This is a genomic window from Streptomyces sp. NPDC085937, assembly GCF_044540535.1.
In the GTDB taxonomy this organism is placed as follows: Bacteria; Actinomycetota; Actinomycetes; order Streptomycetales; family Streptomycetaceae; genus Streptomyces.
Window position 1 is genome coordinate 182,370 of the sequence record NZ_JBITSH010000012.1, and the last position, 22,400, is coordinate 204,769.

At 73.9% G+C, this 22,400-nt stretch carries 18 protein-coding genes; 12 read left to right on the plus strand and 6 right to left on the minus strand.

The window, feature by feature from the left end:
- Positions 1-180: 180 nt before the first annotated feature.
- Positions 181-942: a hypothetical protein gene (locus ACIF8S_RS24785; protein WP_400001797.1), complete on the minus strand. Its 762-nt coding sequence runs from the start codon at positions 940-942 to the stop codon at positions 181-183.
- Positions 943-1,002: 60 nt separating this feature from the next.
- On the opposite strand from ACIF8S_RS24785, the gene ACIF8S_RS24790 reads away from it, so the two are divergent.
- Positions 1,003-1,794, plus strand: a complete 792-nt coding sequence (locus tag ACIF8S_RS24790; RefSeq protein ID WP_400001798.1) for an adenosylcobinamide-GDP ribazoletransferase — start codon at positions 1,003-1,005, stop codon at positions 1,792-1,794.
- Positions 1,795-1,877: 83 nt separating this feature from the next.
- Positions 1,878-2,483, plus strand: coding sequence for an RDD family protein (locus ACIF8S_RS24795; protein WP_400001800.1), 606 nt, complete (start codon positions 1,878-1,880; stop codon positions 2,481-2,483).
- Here the strand turns inward: ACIF8S_RS24795 and ACIF8S_RS24800 are convergent.
- A complete protein-coding gene (locus ACIF8S_RS24800) occupies positions 2,443-3,240 on the minus strand; it encodes an endo alpha-1,4 polygalactosaminidase (RefSeq protein WP_400001802.1) in 798 nt (265 codons plus the stop codon). The two genes, ACIF8S_RS24795 and ACIF8S_RS24800, sit on opposite strands and share 41 nt — an antisense overlap.
- 534 nt (positions 3,241-3,774) lie before the next feature.
- Between ACIF8S_RS24800 and ACIF8S_RS24805 the strand changes: the two genes are divergently transcribed.
- From ACIF8S_RS24805 to ACIF8S_RS24835, 7 genes are all read left to right on the plus strand, one after another.
- Positions 3,775-5,313: a leucyl aminopeptidase gene (locus ACIF8S_RS24805; protein ID WP_400001804.1), complete on the plus strand. Its 1,539-nt coding sequence runs from the start codon at positions 3,775-3,777 to the stop codon at positions 5,311-5,313.
- A gap of 228 nt (positions 5,314-5,541) precedes the next feature.
- Entirely contained in the window at positions 5,542-6,930 is a 1,389-nt protein-coding gene (gene lpdA / locus ACIF8S_RS24810) for a dihydrolipoyl dehydrogenase (protein WP_400001805.1), read from the plus strand.
- Positions 6,931-6,991: 61 nt separating this feature from the next.
- Positions 6,992-8,782, plus strand: coding sequence for a 2-oxoglutarate dehydrogenase, E2 component, dihydrolipoamide succinyltransferase (sucB, locus tag ACIF8S_RS24815; RefSeq protein ID WP_400001807.1), 1,791 nt, complete (start codon positions 6,992-6,994; stop codon positions 8,780-8,782).
- A gap of 218 nt (positions 8,783-9,000) precedes the next feature.
- Positions 9,001-9,624: a GntR family transcriptional regulator gene (locus ACIF8S_RS24820; RefSeq protein ID WP_024882649.1), complete on the plus strand. Its 624-nt coding sequence runs from the start codon at positions 9,001-9,003 to the stop codon at positions 9,622-9,624.
- A 335-nt stretch (positions 9,625-9,959) separates the two neighbouring features.
- On the plus strand, positions 9,960-12,665 hold the full coding sequence (gene aceE, locus ACIF8S_RS24825) for a pyruvate dehydrogenase (acetyl-transferring), homodimeric type (protein ID WP_400001809.1): 2,706 nt from the start codon (positions 9,960-9,962) through the stop codon (positions 12,663-12,665).
- A gap of 74 nt (positions 12,666-12,739) precedes the next feature.
- Positions 12,740-13,726 carry a helix-turn-helix transcriptional regulator gene (locus ACIF8S_RS24830; protein ID WP_400001811.1) on the plus strand — a complete coding sequence of 329 codons (987 nt, stop codon included), beginning with the start codon at positions 12,740-12,742 and terminating at the stop codon, positions 13,724-13,726.
- Between the two features lie 134 nt (positions 13,727-13,860).
- Complete coding sequence (locus ACIF8S_RS24835; protein ID WP_349793858.1) at positions 13,861-14,379, plus strand: DUF4240 domain-containing protein; 519 nt, start codon at positions 13,861-13,863, stop codon at positions 14,377-14,379.
- A 28-nt stretch (positions 14,380-14,407) separates the two neighbouring features.
- Here the strand turns inward: ACIF8S_RS24835 and ACIF8S_RS24840 are convergent, their stop codons facing one another.
- Positions 14,408-14,584, minus strand: a complete 177-nt coding sequence (locus ACIF8S_RS24840; protein WP_199785195.1) for a hypothetical protein — start codon at positions 14,582-14,584, stop codon at positions 14,408-14,410.
- Positions 14,581-15,387 (minus strand): peptidoglycan recognition protein, encoded by an 807-nt coding sequence (locus ACIF8S_RS24845; protein ID WP_400001883.1) that lies wholly within the window; start codon positions 15,385-15,387, stop codon positions 14,581-14,583. Before ACIF8S_RS24845 ends, ACIF8S_RS24840 begins: the two co-directional genes overlap by 4 nt.
- A 315-nt stretch (positions 15,388-15,702) precedes the next feature.
- Between ACIF8S_RS24845 and ACIF8S_RS24850 the strand changes: the two genes are divergently transcribed.
- Positions 15,703-16,887, plus strand: a complete 1,185-nt coding sequence (locus ACIF8S_RS24850) for a MarP family serine protease (protein WP_400001813.1) — start codon at positions 15,703-15,705, stop codon at positions 16,885-16,887.
- Positions 16,888-16,968: 81 nt separating this feature from the next.
- Here ACIF8S_RS24850 and ACIF8S_RS24855 read toward each other — a convergent pair whose 3' ends face one another.
- Positions 16,969-17,457: a GNAT family N-acetyltransferase gene (locus ACIF8S_RS24855; protein ID WP_400001815.1), complete on the minus strand. Its 489-nt coding sequence runs from the start codon at positions 17,455-17,457 to the stop codon at positions 16,969-16,971.
- A 64-nt stretch (positions 17,458-17,521) separates the two neighbouring features.
- Here ACIF8S_RS24855 and ACIF8S_RS24860 point away from each other — a divergent pair, with 64 nt between their 5' ends.
- Entirely contained in the window at positions 17,522-18,424 is a 903-nt protein-coding gene (locus ACIF8S_RS24860) for a TIGR01777 family oxidoreductase (RefSeq protein WP_400001818.1), read from the plus strand.
- Positions 18,425-18,692: 268 nt separating this feature from the next.
- Entirely contained in the window at positions 18,693-20,099 is a 1,407-nt protein-coding gene (locus tag ACIF8S_RS24865; RefSeq protein WP_400001820.1) for an NAD(P)/FAD-dependent oxidoreductase, read from the plus strand.
- A 619-nt stretch (positions 20,100-20,718) separates the two neighbouring features.
- On the opposite strand, the gene ACIF8S_RS24870 is transcribed toward ACIF8S_RS24865, so the two are convergent.
- On the minus strand, positions 20,719-22,179 hold the full coding sequence (locus tag ACIF8S_RS24870) for a regulator (RefSeq protein ID WP_400001821.1): 1,461 nt from the start codon (positions 22,177-22,179) through the stop codon (positions 20,719-20,721).
- Between the last annotated feature and the right edge of the window lie 221 nt (positions 22,180-22,400).

Below are 22,400 nucleotides of genomic sequence, written 5' to 3' on the forward strand. Positions count from 1 at the left end.
GATGGTCCCTCCCCGTGCTTACGGGGCAGCGTGGGTTCGCTCCCGTATTGCGCAGTTCCCCCGCGCCCCTGAGGGGTGATGGTCCCTCCCCGTGCTTACGGGGCAGCGTGGGTTCGCTCCCGTTTCGCGCAGTTCCCCGCGCCCCTGGGGGCGATGGTCCCTCGCCGTGATGGGGCCCGCTCACCTCGCGCGTTCCAAGGGCTTGGGCGGGTCCGGTTTGCCGCCCAGCCAGTCCTGCAGTGCCCGGGCCGGGCGGGCCCAGCGGCGGTCGTGGCGGTAGGCCCGCAGGAGGGACCTCGCGCGGGCCCGGTGCCGGCGGCGGTAGAAGCGTTTCGCCCACGGCGAGCCGGGGCGGGCCAGCCGCAGGGAGCCGACGAGCGCCACGAGCGGGATGATCACGCCGAAAACCGCGATCCGTACCTTCCCCTTGCTCAGGGCGATCAGCGCGAAGCCGAAGTTGACGGCGATGCCGGTGAGGGCGCTCGCGCGGTTCTGCAGTTCGTCCTGGGAGAGGTCGTTGACACCGAACGGCGCGAACCCGAGCAGCAGCAGCCCCACCAGCGCCGCCGTGAGCACCACCATCTCCACGCTCTTGCGCCCGGCCTCGGACCAGTACACGTCGTCCAAGTGGAGGATCAGCGCGAACTCGTCCAGGACCAGTCCCGTACCGACGCCGAAGAGCACCGCGCTGAAGTACGAGCCGAAACCGTGTCCGCCGCCCGCCACCGAGCCGAAGCCGCCGATCACGGTGAGGATGACGCCGGGCACCACGTGGTGGATGTGGACCGAGCCCGCGGTGACGTTGCCGAAGGGGCCTTTGCCGGCCCGGATCAGACGGGTGATGATCCGGGTGATCACGAAGGTCAGGACGAAGGCCGCCAGCGCGAGAAGCAGCGGGAGTTTGCCCGGCTCGATGATGTTCCGCTCCAGCCACTGTCCCATATGCGCACTTTATCCAGGGGTGCGGGCGGCGCCCTGCTGACCGCCGGGTAATCTGCGCCGGTGCCCGCGCCCTCTTCTGCCTCCCCCGCCGACGGACTCCGTTTCGCCTTCGGCACCCTCACCGTCCTCCCGGCCGGGCTCACCCGCTGGGACCGTGCCGCCGCGCGGGCCGGCATGCTCTGCGCGCCCGTGGTCGGCCTGGTGGTGGGCGTGGTGGCCGCAGGCGCGGCGCTGGTGCTGCTGCTCCTCGGCGCGGGTCCCCTGCTCGCCGCCGTGGCCTCCGTCGCCGTGCCCGCCGCGCTGACCCGGGGCCTGCACTTGGACGGGCTGGCCGACACCGCGGACGGGCTGGGCAGCGGCAAGCCCGCCGAGGACGCCCTGCGGATCATGAAGCAGTCGGACGTCGGGCCGTTCGGGGTGCTCACGCTGGTCCTCGTGCTGCTGGCGCAGGTGGCCGCGCTGGCGCAGGCGTACGACGACTCATGGGCCCGGGGCGCGCTCGCCGCCGTCGTGTCGGCGGTCGCGGCGCGGCTCGCCCTCACCCTGGCCGCGCGCCCCGGCGTGCCGCCCGCCCGGCCGGAGGGGCTGGGCGCGGCCGTCGCGGGGGTGGTGCCGGTGCGGGGCGCGGCGGTCGCCGTGCTCCTGGTCACCGGGGTGCTCGCGGGCGCCGGCGCGGCCCTCGGGGCGCCCGACGCGCTGCGCGCCGGACTCGCGGTGCTGGTGGCGGCCGGCGCCGCGGAACTGCTGCTGCGCCACTGCGTACGGCGGTTCGGCGGGGTGACCGGTGACGTGTTCGGCGGGCTCGCGGAGACGGCGGCGACGACCGCGCTGGTCGTCATGTCACTGGGCTGAAACGATCTTCCTCCTCCCCTGTGGAGGGCGGGTGCGGCGCCGTTAGCCTGTGGGGCGAACCGACGAGCGAACGGGGGACGTCGATGTCGGCATTGCGTCGTGGCACGGCCTGGGTGACCGACTTCGCGCTGGTGGTGAGTGTCGCCTCGCTGCTGGCGGTGCTCACCTTCAACCGGATGTCCGCCCTGGTGACGGACGTACCCGAACTGGCCGCGCGCGGCGGCTTCGACCTGCTCACCTCGCGCGGTGACGTGCTCGGCGCCTCCGGCACCCTCGGCACGTCCCTGTGGGACAAGTCGGTCGGCTACGTCCAGCAGGCGTTCGTGCTGCTGGCCGTGGCGGCGTTCCTCTACCAGTGGGCGTGCCTCGCCCTCGCCGGGCGCACCCTCGGCAAGGCCCTGACCGGCCTGAAGGTCACCCCGCGCACGTCCCGGCGGGCGGCGCTGCGCGCGGCGGTGACCACGGCCACCGACGTCGCCGTCTACGCGGTGGCCTGCGTGCTGCTGGTGGAGGGCGAGATCCTGCTGTCGGTGCTGGTGTGGCTGGTCGCGGTGGTGCTGTTCCTGCTGAACGCGCTGCCGGTGCTGGGCTCCCGGCGGCGCTCGCTCGCCGACCGGGTGGCCGGCACCTCGGTGACGGGGGTGCGGCTCAGCATGCCTGTCGCCATGAGCCGAGTTCGTACTTCTTGAGCAGCGAACTCAGCTTCAGGCGGCGGGAGTCGGCGCAGAAGCGGGCGGTGGGCAGCTCGTACTCGGCGTGGAGGACGGCCTTGCCCGCCTCGACGAACGGGGTGAGCTCCTCGCACTCGCCGTACTGGGCGCACTGTTCGTTGACCGCGAAGTCGAAGTCGTCGACCAGCTCCGGGATCTGGTCCAGGTCGTTCTTCAGGCCGACGGCCATGCCGCGCTCGTGCGCGAGCCGGGCGATCAGCCGGTTGTAGCGGAGCTGGTCGGCGGCGGTGAGCGGGAAGCCGGTGCGGTTGCGGTAGCCGTCCATGTTGTCCGGCTCGACGGCGTCGAAGCCCTTGTCCCGGCACATGTCGAGGCGCTCGGCCATCAGCGGCTCCAGCACGTCGGTACGGCGGATGTCGAGCCAGCGCTCGCCCTCCCAGCCGTTGCCCCGGCCGATCACGGACTCCGGGAAGTCGCCGGCGTCCGGGCGGAAGTCCTCCCAGGCCCCGGTGGACAGGTAGCAGATGACCTTGCGGCCGTCACGGTGCAGCGCGGCGACGGTCTCCTTCGAGTGGTGGAAGCCGTCGATGTCGTACACGGGGACGTCGACGGAGGTGTCGAGCCGGCCGGTGAGCTGCCACTGCCAGGCGACACCCGGCCGCGGCTGCCAGCGCCCGTCCGACGACGCTCCTGGGATCGGCTTCGCGTCCGCCCCCTGCCCTCCGGCGCACCCCGACAGCAGCAGGCCCGCCAACAGGGCCGACAGGACGGCCACCCCACACCTTCGTCTCACCGGACGCTCCCCAGACACTCGTGCCGCCGCACCCCGACGGCACCCCCATGATCACCCAGCCCCCCGCTCCCGGGCACACGAACCGGCCACCGCCTACGCCCCCCACCGCCCGCCCCGGGGCAGTCGGGCGCCCGCGGCTGGATCCCGGCCGGGCGCGCGTCCCTGTCCGGCGCGAGGCTCGGCGACCGGCGCCCGGTCCGGGGCACGGGGCGGCGCCGCGCCGGCCGGCCCGGGGTCTGCCCGCGGCGCGGCACCCGGTGTCCGCCGGGGTGCCGGGTGGGCGTGGGGCCGGGCGTGGCATCGGCCGCGCCCCGGTGGGGCACCCGGGGTGGGGGCGGGTGCACCGGCCATGAGTGCGGGCGCGTACGCGCGTAGGCTCGGGGCGAGTGTTCGCCGTACCGGGGAGGCCCCGACGGGATCGCACCCGGACGTCACGCATAGGGTCGGCTGCCGGGCCCGGTCGACCCACACCTTTCGGCCACTGCAACTTCACATCGGAAGCGAGAACTCACCACCGTGACTGCTCTGACTCTCAGCACCGCCGCGGTCGCCGGCCTGCGCGCCGACGCGATCGTGATCGGTGTCGCCAAGGGCTCCGCGTCCAAGCCCGGGGGACCCGTCGTCGCCCCGGGCGCCGAGGCCGTGGACCAGGCGTACGACGGCAACCTGGCCGGTGTCCTGGAGACCCTCGGCGCGTCCGGTGCCGAGGGCGAGGTGACCAAGCTCCCCGCGCCGGCCGGCTTCAAGGCGCCGCTCGTGGTGGCGGTCGGCCTCGGCGCCCAGCCCGGCAAGGACTCCGGTTACGCCGCCGAGGCGCTGCGCAAGGCGGCCGGTGCCGCCGCCCGCGCCCTCACCGGCACGAAGAAGGCCGCGTTCGCCCTGCCCCTGACGGACGCCGCCGACGCCGGCGCGGTCGCCGAGGGCGTGCTGCTCGGCGCGTACTCCTTCGACGCCTACAAGGACCAGGGCGACGCGAAGAACGGCAAGAACGGCAAGGCCCCGCTCGCCGAGGCCGCGCTGCTCGGCGGCAAGCCCCGCGACAAGGCGTACAAGGCGGCCGTCGAGCGCGCCGTCGCCGTGTCGGAGGAGCTCAACCGCGCCCGTGACCTGATCAACACCCCGCCGAACGACCTCAACCCCGAGGCCTTCGCGGCGATCGCCCAGGCGGCCGCCAAGGAGCACGGCATCAAGGTGCAGGTGCTCGACGAGAAGGCCCTCGTCAAGGGCGGCTACGGCGGCATCCTCGGCGTCGGCGCCGGCTCGGCGTCGGGTCCGCGGCTGGTGAAGCTGTCGTACACCTCGTCCAAGGCGAAGAAGCACCTCGCCCTGGTCGGCAAGGGCATCACCTACGACTCGGGCGGCATCTCGCTGAAGCCGGCCGGCCACAACGAGACGATGAAGTGCGACATGAGCGGCGCCGCCGCGGTGTTCGCCGCGGTCGTCGCCGCCGCCCGCCTGGGCCTCGAGGTCAACGTCACCGGCTGGCTGGCGCTGGCCGAGAACATGCCCTCCGGTTCCGCGACCCGTCCGGGTGACGTGCTGCGCATGTTCAGCGGCAAGACGGTGGAGGTGCTCAACACCGACGCCGAGGGCCGGCTGGTCCTGGCGGACGCCCTGTGGGCCGCCTCGCAGGAGAAGCCGGACGCCATCGTGGACGTGGCGACCCTGACCGGCGCCATGATGCTGGCGCTCGGCAGCCGCACCTTCGGCATCATGGCCAACGACGACGACTTCCGCGCCGTCGTGCACGAGGCCGCCGAGGAGGCGGGCGAGCCGGCCTGGCCGATGCCGCTTCCGGACCACCTGCGCAAGGGCATGGAGTCGGCGACCGCCGACATCGCCAACATGGGTGAGCGGATGGGCGGCGGCCTGGTCGCCGGCCTGTTCCTGCGCGAGTTCGTCGGCGAGGGCATCACCTGGGCCCACCTCGACATCGCGGGCCCGGCCTTCAACGAGGGCGGCCCCTTCGGCTACACCCCCAAGGGCGGTACCGGCTCCGCCGTGCGCACGCTGGTGCGGCTGGCGGAGCGCGCGGCCGACGGCGAGCTGAGCTGACGCATCCTCGGGTGACGGGGCCTCGCACGCGGGTAGGGCGAGGCCCCGTCACCGGGACGTGGGACGTCTCACACCACGGCCCGGCGTCTCGTACGGCCCCGACAAGTGCGAGGATAGGGCTCGGCAGGACAGGGCCCCACTGAAGGGCCGAGAACAAAGAGCGGCCGGACACCAGCCGCCGACCGGTCACTGGAGACCGGCGTGGCGCACATGCATGGAGGACGTGACGTGGCGAACGACGCCAGCACCGTTTTCGACCTAGTGATCCTCGGCGGTGGCAGCGGTGGGTACGCCGCGGCCCTGCGCGGGGCGCAGCTGGGCCTGGACGTCGCCCTGATCGAGAAGGGCAAGGTCGGCGGTACCTGCCTGCACAACGGCTGCATCCCCACCAAGGCCCTGCTGCACGCGGGCGAGATCGCCGACCAGGCCCGCGAGAGCGAGCAGTTCGGTGTGAAGGCCACCTTCGAGGGCATCGACATCGCGGCCGTCCACAAGTACAAGGACGACGTGATCGCCGGCCTGTACAAGGGTCTTCAGGGGCTGATCGCCTCCCGCAAGATCACCTACATCGAGGGTGAGGGCCGGCTGTCCTCCCCCACCTCCGTCGACGTGAACGGCCAGCGCGTCCAGGGCCGCCACGTCCTGCTGGCGACCGGCTCCGTGCCGAAGTCGCTGCCGGGCCTGGACATCGACGGCAACCGGATCATCTCCTCCGACCACGCCCTGGTCCTGGACCGCGTGCCGCAGTCCGCGATCGTCCTGGGCGGCGGCGTCATCGGGGTCGAGTTCGCGTCCGCGTGGAAGTCCTTCGGCACCGACGTCACCGTCATCGAGGGCATGAAGCACCTCGTCCCGGTCGAGGACGAGAACAGCTCGAAGCTGCTCGAGCGTGCCTTCCGCAAGCGCGGCATCAAGTTCAACCTGGGCACCTTCTTCGAGAAGGCCGAGTACACCCAGGACGGCGTCAGGGTCACCCTGGCGGACGGCAAGACGTTCGAGGCCGAGGTCCTGCTCGTCGCCGTCGGCCGCGGCCCGGTCTCGCAGGGCCTGGGCTACGAGGAGGCCGGGGTCGCCATGGACCGCGGCTACGTCCTGGTCGACGAGTACATGCGCACCAACGTCCCGACGATCTCTGCCGTCGGTGACCTCGTCCCGACGCTCCAGCTCGCGCACGTCGGCTTCGCCGAGGGCATCCTGGTGGCGGAGCGTCTGGCCGGTCTGAAGACCGTCCCGATCGACTACGACGGTGTCCCGCGGGTGACGTACTGCCACCCCGAGGTCGCCTCCGTCGGCATCACCGAGGCCAAGGCCAAGGAGATCTACGGTGCGGACAAGGTCGTCGCCCTGAAGTACAACCTCGCGGGCAACGGCAGGAGCAAGATCCTGAAGACCGCGGGCGAGATCAAGCTCGTCCAGGTCAAGGACGGTGCGGTGGTCGGCGTCCACATGGTCGGCGACCGTATGGGCGAGCAGGTCGGCGAGGCCCAGCTGATCTACAACTGGGAGGCGCTGCCGGCCGAGGTGGCCCAGCTCGTGCACGCCCACCCGACGCAGAACGAGGCGCTCGGCGAGGCCCACCTGGCCCTGGCCGGCAAGCCCCTCCACTCCCACGACTGACGCCCTCAGTCACCGGGCGCGACGACACAGACTTCCGCACTTCTAAGGAGCAACCGAAACCATGGCGGTTTCCGTAACCCTTCCGGCGCTCGGCGAGAGCGTCACCGAGGGCACTGTCACCCGCTGGCTGAAGGCCGAGGGCGAGCGCGTCGAGGCCGACGAGCCGCTGCTCGAGGTGTCGACCGACAAGGTCGACACCGAGATTCCGGCCCCTGCCTCCGGCGTGCTGTCCTCCATCAAGGTCGCCGAGGACGAGACGGTCGAGGTCGGCGCCGAGCTGGCCCTGATCGACGACGGCAGCGGCGCCCCCGCCGCCGCCCCGGCGCCCGCGGCCGAGCAGGCGGCCCCGCCGGCCCCCGAGCCGCAGCCGCAGGCCCAGCCGTCCACCGAGCAGGCCGCCCCGGCCCCCGCCCCCACCGCCGAGGCCTCGGCCGGCGGCGGTTCCGCGGAGGGCACCGACGTGGTCCTGCCGGCGCTCGGCGAGTCCGTCACCGAGGGCACCGTCACCCGCTGGCTGAAGTCGGTCGGTGACAGCGTCGAGGCCGACGAGCCGCTGCTCGAGGTGTCGACCGACAAGGTCGACACCGAGATCCCCGCCCCCGCGTCCGGCACCCTGCTGGAGATCGTGGTCGGCGAGGACGAGACCGCCGAGGTCGGCGCGAAGCTCGCCGTCATCGGCGAGGCCGGCGCCGCTCCGGCCGCCGCCCCCGCCCAGGAGGCCCCGGCCGCCCCGGCGCAGCCCGAGCCCACCCCGGCTCCGGCGCCCGCCCCGGCTCCGGCCGCTCCGGCTCCGGCGCCGCAGCAGGCCGCTCCGGCGCCCGCTCCGGCCCCGGCCGCCCCGGCGCCCGCTCCTGCTCCGGCGCCCGCCCCGGCCCCGCAGGCGCCCGCCGCTCCGGCCCCGGCCGCCGCCCAGGCCTCGGACGACGGCGCCTACGTGACCCCGCTGGTGCGCAAGCTCGCCGCCGAGAACGGCGTCGACCTGTCCACCGTCAAGGGCACCGGCGTCGGTGGCCGTATCCGCAAGCAGGACGTGCTCGCCGCCGCCGAGGCCGCGAAGGCCGCGGCTCCGGCCCCGGCCGCCGCTGCCGCCGCGCCCGCCGCGAAGAAGGCCCCCACGCTGGAGGCCTCCCCGCTGCGCGGCCAGACCGTGAAGATGCCGCGGATCCGCAAGGTCATCGGCGACAACATGGTCAAGGCGCTGCACGAGCAGGCCCAGCTGTCGTCGGTCGTCGAGGTCGACGTCACCCGTCTGATGAAGCTGCGCGCCCGGGCCAAGGACGCGTTCGCGGCGCGCGAGGGCGTCAAGCTCTCCCCGATGCCGTTCTTCGTCAAGGCCGCGGCCCAGGCGCTGAAGGCCCACGCGCCGATCAACGCCAAGATCAACGAGGCCGAGGGGACCATCACCTACTTCGACACCGAGAACATCGGTATCGCGGTGGACTCCGAGAAGGGCCTGATGACCCCGGTCATCAAGAACGCCGGCGACCTCAACATCGCCGGTATCGCCAAGGCCACGGCGGAGCTGGCGGGCAAGGTCCGCGGCAACAAGATCACCCCGGACGAGCTGTCCGGCGCGACCTTCACCATCTCCAACACCGGTTCGCGCGGCGCGCTCTTCGACACGATCATCGTGCCGCCGGGCCAGGTCGCGATCCTCGGCATCGGTGCCACGGTCAAGCGTCCGGCCGTCATCGAGACCGAGGAGGGCACGGTCATCGGCGTCCGCGACATGACCTACCTGACCCTCTCCTACGACCACCGCCTGGTGGACGGCGCCGACGCGGCCCGTTACCTGACGGCGGTCAAGGCGATCCTGGAGGCCGGCGAGTTCGAGGTCGAGCTCGGCCTGTGAACCGACCGGTGAGCCCGGGTCGCTGACCCGCTCCCACGGTGCCCCCGTCCGGAACCCTTCGTGGTGTTCCGGGCGGGGGCTTCGTCATACGGGGCGTGTAAGTCTCGTCTCACCTGGGCGAAAGCGCCCCCACGCGCCTCACCCGGGCGGGCTCCCGGCCGTATTGTCTACTCGTCAAAGCCCCCCGGGGGCCCGCCGGCCCCGCTAAGGAGCCCCTCATGACCGCGCCCGTCGTCCACTCGCTGCGCGAACAGATCCGCGAGCACATCCTGGAAGGGATCATCAGCGGGCGCTGGCAGCCGGGTGAGCGGATCGTGGAGCGGCGGATCGCGACGGAGCTGGAGGTCAGCCAGACGCCCGTGCGGGAGGCGCTGCGGGAGCTGGAGTCGCTGCGGCTGATCGAGTCGGCGCCCAACAAGGGCGTACGCGTGCGGAACCTGACGGCGGCCGACCTGGAGGAGAGCTACCCGGTGCGGGCCGGTCTGGAGGCGATCGCGGCGGAGCTGGCGGCGGCGCGGCTGGCGGAGGACTGCTCGGCGCTGGAGCCGCACGTCGCCGCGCTGTACGAGGCGGACCGGATGGCCGACGGGACCGCGCAGGTGCGGCACACGGTGGGGTTCCACCGGGAGCTGGTGCGGGCGGCCGGCAACTCGGTGCTGCTGCACACGTGGGAGGGGCTGGGGATCGAGGTGTTCACGGCGCTGTCGATACGGTGGCTCGGCACCGTGCAGCAGTCGTACGCGGAGGAGCACGAGGAACTGGTCGCGGCCTTCCGCCGCCGCGACCCCCGCATCGCGGAACTGGTGAAGTCACATGTGCTCGGGTGCGCCCCGCGCGCCTGAGTGACCGTTTTGCGCAGTTCCCCGCGCCCCTGAAGGGGCGCGGGGAACTGCGCGATCACGCCCCACCGACCCACGGGTGCTCACCGGCGCACACCCCGCCTCACCTGGGCAAACGCCCAGATCATCCCGTCACCCCGTGCCACCGCCGGAGGCACCCCGTGCCGACTTTCTCGTGATCAAGAGGTTTTACCCCTCAACCCTTTGATCGATCATCGATCACGGAGTTATTGTCACCTGCGGACTTCCACCGAAGTCCGCAGCCCTGTCCTGCCAAAGACCAAGGGCACCCCCGAACCCTTCTGAGGGCACCCCCTTCGACTGAGGAAGGCGGCGACATGACGACCGACCCCCACGCCATCCAGCCGAGCGAGCTCGACCAGCTCCCGGACCGCGACCCCGAGGAGACCGCCGAGTGGCAGGCCTCCCTGGACGCCGTCACCGAGGCGGCCGGGCCGCACCGTGCCGCGTACCTGATGCGCCGCACGCTGGAGCGTGCCGAGGGCGCCGGCGTCGCGCTGCCGAAGCTCCTCGAGACGGACTACGTCAACACCATCCCCACCGCCGCCGAGCCCGCCGTGGACGGCGACGAGGCGATGGAGGCGCGGATCACCGCGTGGAACCGCTGGAACGCGGCGGCCATGGTGACCCGCGGCAGCAAGTACGGCGTGGGCGGCCACATCGCCACCTTCGCCTCCGCGGCCTGGCTGTACGAGACCGGCTTCAACCACTTCTTCCGCGGCAAGGAGGGGGACGGCTCCGGCGACCAGCTCTACATCCAGGGTCACGCCTCCCCCGGCATCTACGCCCGCGCCTTCCTCGACGGCCGGATCGGCGAGGAGCAGCTCGACAACTTCCGGCGTGAGGCCGGCGGCAACGGCCTGCCGTCCTACCCGCACCCGCGGCGCCTGCCCTGGCTGTGGGAGTTCCCCACCGTGTCGATGGGCCTCGGCCCGATCTCCGCGATCTACCAGGCGCGCTTCAACCGCTACCTGACCAGCCGCGGCATCAAGGACGTCTCCGACTCGCACGTGTGGGCGTTCCTCGGTGACGGCGAGATGGACGAGCCCGAGTCGACGACCGCGCTCACCCTCGCCTCCCGCGAGAAGCTGGACAACCTGACCTTCGTCATCAACTGCAACCTGCAGCGCCTCGACGGTCCGGTCCGCGCAAACTTCAAGATCGTGCAGGAGCTGGAGGCCCAGTTCCGCGGCGCCGGCTGGAACGTCGTCAAGACCCTGTGGGGCACCGCCTGGGACGAGCTGTTCCAGCTGGACACCACCGGTGCGCTGGTCCGCCGCCTGCGCGAGGTGCCGGACGCGCAGGTGCAGACGTACCAGACACGCGACGCCGCCTACATCCGCGAGGACTTCTTCGGCAAGGACCCGGCGCTTGTCGAGATGGCGAAGCTGCTGAGCGACGACAAGATCCTCGAGTGCTTCCACGTCTCCCGCGGCGGCCACGAGTCCCGCAAGGTCTACGCCGCGTACCGGGCCGCGCTGTCCCACAAGGGCGCGCCGACCGTGATCCTGGCGCAGACCGTCAAGGGCCACACCCTCGGTGAGGGCTTCGCCTCGAAGAACGCCAACCACCAGATGAAGAAGCTGACGGTGGACGAGTTCAAGGCGATGCGCGACCGGCTCGAGCTGCCGATCCCGGACTCGCGGTTCACCGACGGTGTGGTGCCCTACGTGCACCCGGGCGCCGACTCCCCCGAGGTCCGCTACCTCCAGGAGCGCCGCGCCGCCCTCGGCGGTCCCGCGCCGGCCCGCCGCGTGCACCCGGTGGCGCCGCTGCCGCAGCCCGCCGACAAGGCGTTCGCCGCCTTCGACAAGGGCTCCGGCTCGCAGAACGTGGCCACCACGATGGCGTTCGTCCGCCTGGTCAAGGACCTGGTCCGCGACAAGGAGACCGGCAAGCGCTGGGTGCCGATCGTCCCCGACGAGGCGCGCACCTTCGGCATGGAGAGCCTCTTCCCGTCCCTCGGCATCTACTCGCCGATGGGGCAGACGTACGAGCCGGTCGACCGCGACCAGCTGATGTACTACAAGGAAGCCAAGAACGGCCAGATCTTCAACGAGGGGATCACCGAGGCCGGCGCCATGGCCGAGTTCGTCGCCGCCTCCACGTCGTACTCGACGCACGGCGAGACGATGATCCCGTTCTACATCTACTACTCGATGTTCGGCTGGCAGCGCACCGGCGACCAGATGTGGCAGCTCGGCGACCAGCTCGGCCGCGGCTTCCTGGTCGGCGCCACGGCGGGCCGTACGACGCTGACGGGCGAGGGCCTGCAGCACGCCGACGGCCACTCCCCGGTCATCGCGGCGACCAACCCGGCCGCCCTGACGTACGACCCGGCCTTCGCGTACGAGCTCGGTGTCATCGTCAAGGAGGGTCTGCGCCGGATGTTCGGCGAGGCGAAGCCGGACGAGGACCAGAACGTCTTCTACTACCTGACGGTCTACAACGAGCCGCTGCCGCAGCCCGCCAAGCCGCAGACGGCCGGCATCGACGAGGGCATCGTCAAGGGCCTGTACCGCTTCAACACGGCGGAGTCCGCGGGCCTGTCCCCCGCCGCCAACGCCCCGCGCATCCAGCTGCTGGGCTCCGGCACGGCGATCCACTGGGCGCTGAAGGCGCAGCAGCTGCTCGCCGAGGAGTGGGGCGTGGCCGCCGACGTCTGGTCGGCCACCTCGTGGACCGAGCTGCGCCGCGACGCGATGGAGGCCGACGAGGCCCTGCTGCGCGGCGAGGACCGGGTGCCGTTCGTCCGGCGCGCGCTCCAGGGTGCCGAGGGCCCGGTGCTGGCGGTCTCCGACTACATGCGCCAGGTCCCGGACCAGATCGCGCAGTGGGTCGAGCAGGACTACTCCTCGCTGGGCGCCGACGGCTTCGGTCTGTCGGACACCCGTGAGGCGGCCCGCCGCCACTTCGGCGTCGACGCCGAGTCCATCGTCGTCGCGGCCCTGGCCCAGCTCGCCCGCCGCGGCGAGGTGAAGGCCACCGCGGTGAAGGAGGCTCGGGAGAAGTACGGCCTGTAGGGCCGCAGTTCGCGGGAGGCCCCCGCCGTCACGCGTCCGCGCGTGGTGGCGGGGGCGTCTTGCATGATGGGCGCATGCGTGCTGCCCGGTTGATCAAGATGGTGCTGCTGCTGCAGTCCCGGCCCTCCATGACCGCCGCCGAACTGGCCCGGGAGCTGGAGGTGTCGGAGCGGACGGTCACCCGGGACGCGCAGGCCCTGTCGGAGGCGGGCGTCCCGGTGTACGCGGACCGGGGGCGGATCGGCGGCTACCGGCTGGTCGGCGGGTACCGGACGCGGCTGACGGGGCTGGCGCGCGGCGAGGCGGAGGCGCTGTTCCTGTCCGGGGTGCCGGGGGCGCTGCGCGAGATGGGCCTGGAGGACGCGGCCTCGGCGGCCCGGCTGAAGGTGTCGGCCGCGCTGCTGCCGTCGCTGCGGGACGCCTCCCGTACGGCGGCGCAGCGCTTCCACCTGGACGCGCCGAACTGGTTCCGCGAGCCGCGCACGCCCGAGCTGCTGCCCGCGGTGGCGGACGCGGTGTGGGACGACCGGCGGGTCACCGCCCGCTACCTGCGCGGGTCGGGCGAACGGCGGCACGAGGTGGAGCGGGAGCTGGAGCCGTACGGGCTCGTGCTGAAGGCGGGTGTCTGGTACCTGTGCGCGCGGGTGGCGGGGCGGGACTCCTTCCGGGTGTACCGGATCGACCGGTTCACGGCGGTGGAGCCGCGTGAGGAGCGGTTCGAGCGGGCGGAGGACTTCGAGCTGCCCGCGTTCTGGGAGGAGCGGGCGGCGCAGTTCGCGCGGTCGATCCTGCGGACGGAGGTGGTGGTGCGGCTGTCGGCGGAGGGGATGCGGCGGCTGCCGTACGCGGTGGACGCGGGGGTGGCGCGGGAGGTGCTGGAGGGGGTGGGCGCGCCCGGGGACGGGGAGTGGGTGACCGTCACCTTGCCGGTGGAGTCGGAGGAGGTGGCTCGGACGCAGGTGGCTTCGCTGGGGGCGGAGGTGGAGGTGTTGGCTCCGCCCTCTCTGCGGGAGTTCTTCGTCTCCGAGGCGGAGAGGCTGATGCGGTTGTACCGGGGGTGAGCGGGTGTGGGGGTGCGCCCAGGTTTTCGCCCCCTCCGCCCCTTCCCGTCCCGTCCCGGGGCTGCGCCCCGGACCCCCCTTTTGCGCAGTTCCCCGCGCCCCTTGAGGGTGCTTGGGTCGATGCTTGTTCCGTGATGGACGAGACGGAGTTCTGGGAGCTGGTGGACGTCGCCCGGGAGGATGCCGAGGGCGACCCGGAGGAGCAGGCGGACCTGCTCGTGGAGCGGCTCGTGCTGCGGGACCCGGAGGCGGTCCTGGACTTCGCCCGTCACTTCGAGGCCCGCTACCACCGCGCCTACCGCTGGGACCTGTGGGGCGCCGCGTGGGTGCTGCTGGACGGGGCCAGCGACGACGCCTTCGACTTCTTCCGGTGCTGGCTGATCGGCCAGGGCCGGGAGGTGTTCGAAGGGGCGCTGCACGATCCGGACGAGCTGGCCGACCTGCTCGGCGACTTCGACGAGGAGATCGACGGCGACGGCGAGGACCTGGGCTACGCGGCGGACGAGGCGTACGAGCAGCTCACCGGGACGGTGGCGCCGGACCTCGGCCTCCCTCCGGCCCCGGCGGAGCCGGAGGGCGCGCCGCTCGACTTCGAGAACGAGGCGCTGCTCGCCGAGCGCTATCCGCGGCTGTGGGAGAGGTTCCGCGCCTGAGCCGCGGCGCGCGGGCGCCGGTGCGGGGTCACAGACGCCGGTGGGGGCTCTGCGTGTGGCGCAGGGGGGCCGCGTTGGCCTGCATGAGGGCGGAGGCCGTGTAGGCCGCCGGGCCGAGGACGACCGCCGCCGCGGCGCAAAGCGCGGTCCAGGGGCGGCGCAGGGCGTCCGCCCAGGGGGTACTTCGGTCAAGGGTGTCGCTCATGGGCTCAGCTCTTCGTTTCGTGCGTCGTCTTCCAGTTCGACGCGCTCTGTGTCGGTGCCGGTGTCCCGGTCGGTGCCGGTGCCGGCGTCGCGGCCCTGGAGGCGGGCCGCGAGGTCCCTGATCTCCGGGAGCCGCGCGTGCAGGGCGGCGCCCGGGCAGTCGGTCATGTAGCCGTCGCTGTGTCCCGCGACGGCGGGCAGGGTCGCGGCGGTGCCGGCCGCGTAGCGGCTGCCGCCGTTGCTGGAGACCAGCCGGACCTCGGCGCGCGGGTCGGTCCCCGAGGGGCCGAGCTTCCATGCCGTCACGGCGGCGATCGCGCGCAGCATCACGTCGGGAACGTCCACGCCCTCGGTGAAGGTGCCGAGGGCGGCGATGCCGGCGGTGCGGTGGTTGAAGCCCTGGGTGTGGGCGCCGGTGACGGGGCGGTCGGTGCCGCCCGCGCGGCCCTCGTAGACGGTGCCGCAGCGGTCGACGACGAAGTTGTAGCCGAGGTCGTCCCAGTCACGCCCCTGGGTCTGCCCGTCGTACAGGCCCCGGATGATGCCGGGGGCGTCGGCGCAGTCGTAGCCGTTGGGCGAGTCGGTGTGGTGGACGAAGACGGCGACGACCTGGTCGTCGTAGCGCGGCGCGGGTTGGTCGCGGGCGGCGTCGCCCAGCCAGACCGAGCGCGGCACGATGGACGGCCGGGGCGCCTGGAAGGCGGGCGCGGGGCGGGCGACGGCCTCGGCGTCGGAGGTCTCGGCGGCCCGCTCCACGCCGTACGCGGTCAGCACCAGGGCGACGGCCGCGGCCACGCCCGGCAGACAGCCGAGCGGTACCGCGACGGCTCGGGGCAGGCGCGGGGAGCCGGGCCCGCCGGGTATCCGGGGGGAGCGGGGTTTCCGCGCTCCGCGCGGTCGTCTCCTGGGGACACGCATAGTGCCACTGTGGGTCCGGTCGGCGGGCTCCGCGAGATCTGCTCTGCCAGTCGGTGGAACCATCGTCCCGGTGCGTGACGTTTTCCCCTGTGCACGCGCGTCTCGCGGGCACCCTCCCCGCGTCCGGCCGGCGCGTGGCTGATCACCGGGCCCCCGGGCCCCGTATGGAGGGTCGGTGGTCCCGAGAGAAAGGCGGCGTGCGTGGATCTGCTCGACATCCTGCTGATGCTGGTCGTCCTGGCCTATGCGGCGTCCGGTTACCGGCGCGGACTGGTGGCCGGCTGTGTGTCGCTGGCCGGTTTCGTGGGCGGCGCGGTCGTCGGCGTGTGGATCCTGCCGTGGGTGATGGACCTGGTGACGCCGGGGACGACGCGGGCGACGGTGGCGGCCGTGTGCACGGTGCTGCTGCCGGCCGTGGTGGGGCACGAACTGGCGGGGCGGCTCGGGCTGCGGCTGCGCCGTGAGCTGGACCGGGGGCCGCTGCGGGTGGCGGACGGGGTCGGCGGGGCGGCGGCCAACGCGGTGGCGGTGCTGATCGTGGCGTGGGTGGCGGCGAGCGTGCTGGGCGCGTCCTCGTCACCGCTGATCACCTCGGCGATCCGGGACTCACGGCTGCTGGGCGCGGTGCAGGACGCGATGCCGGACACCACCCCGGCCTGGTTCTCCCGGGCCACCTCGGCGCTGACCGAGGCGGGCTTCCCGCAGGTGTTCAACCCCTTCGAGAACGAGTCGACCGCGGAGGTCGCCGCGCCGTCCGGGGACAACGTCACCGCCGCCGCGACCCGGGCCGCGCAGCGCAGCACCGTGAAGGTCGAGGGGGTGGCCGGCACGCAGGGCCGCGAGGGCAGCGGGTTCGTGTACGCGCGGGAGCACGTGATGACCAACGCGCACGTGGTGGCCGGCATCGACGAGCCCACCGTGCGCGTGGGCGGCGTGGGGCGGACGTACGAGGCGCGGGTGGTGCTGTTCGACCCGCGGAAGGACGTGGCCGTGCTGTACGTACCGGACCTGCGGGCGCCGGTCCTGGCCTTCGACGACGACGCCGAGCGGGGCGAGGCGGCCGTGGTGGCGGGCTATCCGCAGGACGGCGACCTGAACCTGCAGGCGGCGACGGTCGCGGCGCGGGTGCAGGCCCGCGGGCAGAACATCTACAACGACGGCCCGGTCACCCGGGAGATCTACTCGATCCGCTCCACGGTCCGTCCGGGCAACTCCGGCGGGCCACTGCTGACCACCGACGGCCGGGTGTTCGGCGTGGTGTTCGCGCGGTCCACCTCGGACGCCGAGACGGGGTACGTGCTGACGGCGGACGAGGTGGCGGACGAGGCCGCGCGGGCGGCCGAGGCGACCACGCCCGTGGACACGGGGCAGCCGGTGACGTCGTAGCGGGACGTCCGCGCCGCGGGGGCCCGGGGCGCTCCCGGCTCGGGCGCCCGGGGACGGTCACGGCCGGGCGCCCGGGGGCGGTCAGGTGAGGCGCAGGCCCATGAACACGTCGTCGACGTACCGGCCGTCGAGGAAGAACTCCTCCGGCTGCACGCCCTCCACGACGAAGCCCTCGGACGCGTACAGCGCGCGGGCGGCCGTGTTGTGGCCGAGGACCCGCAGGGTCAGCCGGCGGGCCCCCCGGCGGCGGGCCTCCGCCACGGCGGCCCGCACCAGGGCCCGGCCGGCGCCCTTGCCGCGCGCCTCCTCCGCGACGGCGAGGCCGCGGATCTGCAGGACGTGCGTGTTGCACTTCAGCTCGGTCGGGTGGCCGAGGCGGACGTAGCCGACGAGGCAGCCCTCGTGCTCGGCGACGAGGTGCGCGTCCGGCCCGCAGGCCGTCCGGAAGAACGGCTCGTCCGGCCCGGGCTGCGGCTGGACGGCGTGCAGCGGGGACCACGTCTCGTGGTCCAGACGGGCCAGGTCGCCCTCGTCGTCGGGGCGGGCGGTGCGTATGAGCGGTTCCGGCATGCGCGTCACTCTACGCGCCGGTTCGAGCCGTGATTTCCCGTGCGTCAGGGGCAGGATGGACGCCATGGAACATGCGCGTGTCGCGGTGGCCGGGGCGTCCGGACTGATCGGCGGTGCCCTGGCGCGGTCGCTGGCGGCGGAGGGGCACACGGTGCTGCGCCTGGTGCGCCGCGCGCCCCGGTCGGCGGACGAGATCCGGTGGGACCCGGAGCGGGGGACGGTGGACGCGGCCGGGCTCGCCGGGTGCGACGCGGTGGTGAACCTGGCCGGTGCGGGGGTCGGTGACCGGCGCTGGACGGACGCCTACAAGGAGCTGATCCGGTCCAGCCGGGTGCGGGGCACGACGGCCCTCGCCGAGGCCGTCGCCGGGCTCCCCGAGGACGTCCGGCCGCGGGTGTTCCTGTGCGGCAGCGCGATCGGCTACTACGGCGAGACCGGCGACCGGGCGGTGGACGAGAGCGCGCCCCCGGGTGAGGGGTTCCTGCCCGAGGTGTGCGTGGCGTGGGAGGCCGCCGCGGCGCCGGCCCGCGAGGCGGGCGTGCGGACGGTGTTCGCGCGCACGGGGCTCGTGGTGGCGGGCGGTGGCGGGGCGTGGGGCCGGCTGTTCCCGCTGTTCCGGGCGGGGCTCGGCGGGCGGCTGGGCGACGGGCGCCAGTACTGGTCGTACATCGCGCTGCACGACGAGGTGGCGGCGCTGCGTCATCTGCTGGACACCGACGGGCTGTCCGGGCCGTTCAACCTGACCGCGCCGGAGCCGGTGACCAACCGTGAGGTCACCGAGGCGATGGGGAGGGTGCTGCGCCGGCCGGCCGTGTTCGCGGTGCCGGCGCCGGTGCTGCGGACGGTGCTCGGGGAGATGGCCGGGGACGTGCTGGGCAGCGCGCGGGTGGTGCCGGCACGGCTGCTGGAGTCGGGGTTCCGCTTCGCCTTCCCGGGGGTCGAGGGGGCGATCAGGGCGGCGCTGTGACGGTGTGGGGGCGTGCGCGGTGATCCGCGTGCCCTGCCGGGCGCCGTGCGCGACCGGGCCGTAACGGACAGCGACCTCTTCTGACCCCTCTGCGACCGATTGGTGTCCGTGCGGGGTGCGTATGCGACCGTCGTGCGCCCGTGCTCTGTCCGTGCGCGACTGACCCGGCGACCGATCACCGGCCTAACCTCGAGCCGAACTCGGGTATCCCTGGGGCCTGTTGAGGGCATGACGTCTCCAGCGCCCGCGCAACCTCGAGGAGGGGCACGTGCTTGAGCCCACGTACCAGGCGGACGTCGTCGTCGTGGGAGCCGGGGTGGCCGGACTCTCCGCGGCACGACGACTGACCAGCGCAGGAGTCTCGACCGTCGTCCTGGAAGCCGCCCATGAGGTGGGCGGCCGCATGACGACCGAGAAGGTCGACGGCTTCCGACTCGACACCGTCGGACGGCCGCTGTCCACGGCATGCCCCGAACTCCACCTCACCCCAGGGCTGGAGGACCTGGTGCTGCGGCCCTTCGCACCGGGTGTCCTGCTGCACAGCGACGGACGACATCATCGGGCGGGCGTTCAGCCGGGCACCCGGCGCGCACGGGGAGCGCGGAGCGCGAGGGGCGCACTTCACGCAGTGCGCGCCCTGGCGAGCGCCCCCCGTCCGGGGCCGCGCAGGCCGGTGGCGGTGCCCGGGCGTCAGGTGTCCGTGCCCCGTAACCGCGCCGGCGCCCCGCTCGGCACGGCGCTCGACCAGGCCCGTCTGGGCGCCGCCTTGGACCGGCTGGCCGGTGCGCCGGTGGAACGGCTGCTGGCCCGCCCCGAGACGACCGCCGCCGAGGCCCTGGCGGTCCGGGGGCTGCCCGTCCGCACCGTCGACGGCTTCCTGCGTCCGCTGCTGGCCGCCCTGTTGTGCGACCCGGAGCTCGGTACCTCCAGCAGGTCCGCGGACCTCGCCCTGCGGGACTTCGCGCGCGGCCGGCTGTGCGTGCCGGAGGGCGGCTCGGAGGCGTTGCCACAGCTCCTGGCGCGGTCGCTGCCGCCGGGCACGGTGCACACGGGGGTGCGGGTCACCTCCGTGTCGACCACGTCGGTGACCACGGCGGAGCACGGGGTGGTCCGGTGTGCCGCCGTGCTGGTCGCGACCGGCGCGCGGGCCGCGGCGGAACTGCTGCCGGGGCTGTGGGTGCCGGACTTCCACCCGGTCACGGTGGTGCACCACACCACCGACGAGGCGCCGGGCACGGACACCTCGCTGCTGCTGGACGCGGACCGGGGCGGGCCGGTGGCGCACACCGCCGTGGTGAGCCGGGTCGACCCGTCCCGCGCCCCGGCCGGCCGCACGCTGGTCACCTCGGCGGTCCTCGGTCCCCCCGCGGCGGACACCGACACGGCCGTGCGCATGCACCTGGCCCGGCTGTACGGGGTGCCGACGACGCGATGGGAGACGCTGGCGGTGCGGCACACGGCGGACGCGGTCCCGGCGATGCGTCCGCCGCACGACCTGCGCCGGCCGGTACGGCTGCTGGCGGGGCTGTACGTCTGCGGCGACCACCGCGACAGCGGCGCGGTCCAGGGCGCCCTGCGCTCCGCCGACCGGGCGGCCTCGGCCCTCCTGACGGACCTGGGCGTCGACCGCCCCCTCCACACGGCCGACCCCTTACCGACAGCCCGGGCAGCCTGACCCGAGGGCGAGCGAACCCGCTCGCCCGCGCCCGGCCACCGAACCCGTGTCCGCGCCCCGCGTGACCTGACCGCAGGGCGCGGACACGCTTCACCGCACGGCACGTACGCCTGGGACAGCACGCCACGCGCCCGCGCCGGCGGCGTCGTGCACCGCCCCGGGCGCGCTCGAGACGCGCGCGGCGGCACTCCCCGGCCCGACGACGCGGCCCGGCAGGCGTGCGTCCTCGCGGGCGTCCACGGTGGCCGCGTCGGCCACCGGCCGACCCGGCCCGGGCCGGCGCGCGCCACGGCGCGGCGGTGACGCGGCATGACAGCGTCGCGCGACCCGGGCCGGGAGGCCACCCGCGCCGGGCAGGCGCCCCCCGGCCCTGCGGGCACCGCCCGGGGCTGGACGCGCGCGTCCGCGCGGCAACTTCCACCTGTCCACCCGGCCAGGCCGTCGCGCGCCACGGCCGCAGCGGTCGCGCGGCATGACAGCGGCGAGCTGCCCGGGCCGGGAGGCCACCCGCGCATGGCAGGCGCCCCCCGGCCCTGCGGGCACCGCCGGGTGCCGGACGCGCCGCCCCCGTGGCCGGCGGCCGAACGGGCCCACGTGGACCGCCCGGGAGGCGGGCGGGTCAGGCGTACGTGGAGACCCGGTCGCGGTAGGTGCGGACCGGGGCCGCGTCGCGGTACGGCTCCAGGCGCCGTTCGAAGTCGCGGACGTACTCGACCGCGCGGACCGAGCGCATCTCCGCCGCCTGGGCCGCCGCCTCCGCCGCCAGCTGGCACGCCTGGTCGAGTTCGCCGAGACCCAGGCGGGCGGTGGCGAGGACGACGCGGCAGAACAGCCGGCTGCGGGCGTACCCGGGCCCGCGCAGCTGCAGCGACCGTTCCGCGTGCTGGGCGGCGGCGCGGAACTGCTGGAGGTCCCGGTGGCAGTGGCCGAACTCGTCGGCGAGCTGGGCCTCGTCGAAGAAGCGCGCCCAGTGGGGCACCTCGTCGCCGGGCCGCGCGGCGTCCAGCGCGCGTTCCGCGCGGACCAGGGCGGCCGTGCAGGCCCGCACCTCCCCGAGCACCCCGTGCCCGCGTGCCTCGGCGGCGTGCAGCAGTGCCTGGACGGCGGGCGGGGCGGAGCCGCCCGCGCCCTGCTGGGCGACCCGGGCGAGCTGCACGGCCTCCCGTCCGTGGCCGAGGTAGACCGCCTGGCGGCTCATCGTGACGAGCACGTAGGCGCCGTACGCGCGGTCGCCGGCCGCCTGGGCCAGCCGGAGCGCCTGGACGAAGTACCGCTGGGCGAGCCCGTGCGCGGCGATGTCGTACGACGTCCAGCCGGCCAGCCGGGTCAGGTCGGCGGCGGCTGCGAAGAGCCGCCGGCCCAGCTGTTCTCCGTACGTCCCGCGGAGCATCGGCTCGCACTCGTGCTCCAGGTAGCGCACGAGGGCCTGGCGGGCGTGCCCGCCGCCGTACGCGTCGTCGAGGGTGCGGAACAGCTCGCCGACCGAGCGCAACGCGGAGATGTCACCCCCGGACACCCGGTACCCGGGCCCCCGGTCGGCCCCGCCGCGCCGGCGGGCGGTGAGTTCGGCGGGCGTCACGGGCCGCACCGGCCCCCGCCCCTGGGCGGGCACCCGCACCGGCTCGGCGCGGGCCACCTTGTCGTCGGGCCGGCCGATGAGCCAGTCCCGGCTCGGCACCACCAGCCCCGCCGAGGTGAAGGCGATCTTGCGGAGTTCCGCGTGGCTGCCGGAGTCCTTGCGCCAGAGCCCGCTGACGATGTCGACGGCCTCCTCCGGGGTGGCCGCGAACTCCAGTCCCGCGTAGACGGGCGCGCAGGCGTCGAGGCCCAGGTCCTGGGCGCTCAGCCTGCGCCCGAGGCGCCGGGTGAAGACCTCGGCGATCAGCGCCGGGGTCGTGCCGCGTGGCTGCTGTCCGCGCAGCCAGCGGGTGACGGAGGTCTTGTCGTATCTCAGGTCGAGCCCGTGTTCGAGACCGAGCTGGTCCACGCGACGGGCGAGTCCCGCGTTGGAGAACCCCGCTTCTGCGATGAGCGCGGCGAGCTGTCGGTTGGGGGTGCGCTGCGCGGGTCGTTCCGTCATCTGCGGTGCGGTCTCCTGCCTTCCGGCTGTGGGTGTGCGCGGATTGCCTGTGAGCAGCCCTTATGGCCTCGTGGTCGGCGCGAATGTAGCGGAGAGTGAACACCCGGTCGCAGAGATCAACCGGCATTCATCCGATCGTGTGAGGATTGCCCGAAAGCTGACGAGCGGGCCACGGAAGGCTGCCGGCTGGGGGTCCGTCGAACGGTCGTACAGTGGCGTGG

Coding starts and splice junctions, on each gene's coding strand:
- ACIF8S_RS24820 (WP_024882649.1), top strand. CDS start 9,001: ATGACCGCGCCCGTCGTCCACTCGCTGCGCGAACAGATCCGCGAGCAC.
- ACIF8S_RS24795 (WP_400001800.1), top strand. CDS start 1,878: ATGTCGGCATTGCGTCGTGGCACGGCCTGGGTGACCGACTTCGCGCTG.
- ACIF8S_RS24785 (WP_400001797.1), bottom strand. CDS start 942: ATGGGACAGTGGCTGGAGCGGAACATCATCGAGCCGGGCAAACTCCCG.
- ACIF8S_RS24830 (WP_400001811.1), top strand. CDS start 12,740: ATGCGTGCTGCCCGGTTGATCAAGATGGTGCTGCTGCTGCAGTCCCGG.
- ACIF8S_RS24835 (WP_349793858.1), top strand. CDS start 13,861: ATGGACGAGACGGAGTTCTGGGAGCTGGTGGACGTCGCCCGGGAGGAT.
- sucB (WP_400001807.1), top strand. CDS start 6,992: ATGGCGGTTTCCGTAACCCTTCCGGCGCTCGGCGAGAGCGTCACCGAG.
- aceE (WP_400001809.1), top strand. CDS start 9,960: ATGACGACCGACCCCCACGCCATCCAGCCGAGCGAGCTCGACCAGCTC.
- ACIF8S_RS24860 (WP_400001818.1), top strand. CDS start 17,522: ATGGAACATGCGCGTGTCGCGGTGGCCGGGGCGTCCGGACTGATCGGC.
- ACIF8S_RS24870 (WP_400001821.1), bottom strand. CDS start 22,179: ATGACGGAACGACCCGCGCAGCGCACCCCCAACCGACAGCTCGCCGCG.
- ACIF8S_RS24855 (WP_400001815.1), bottom strand. CDS start 17,457: ATGCCGGAACCGCTCATACGCACCGCCCGCCCCGACGACGAGGGCGAC.
- ACIF8S_RS24840 (WP_199785195.1), bottom strand. CDS start 14,584: ATGAGCGACACCCTTGACCGAAGTACCCCCTGGGCGGACGCCCTGCGC.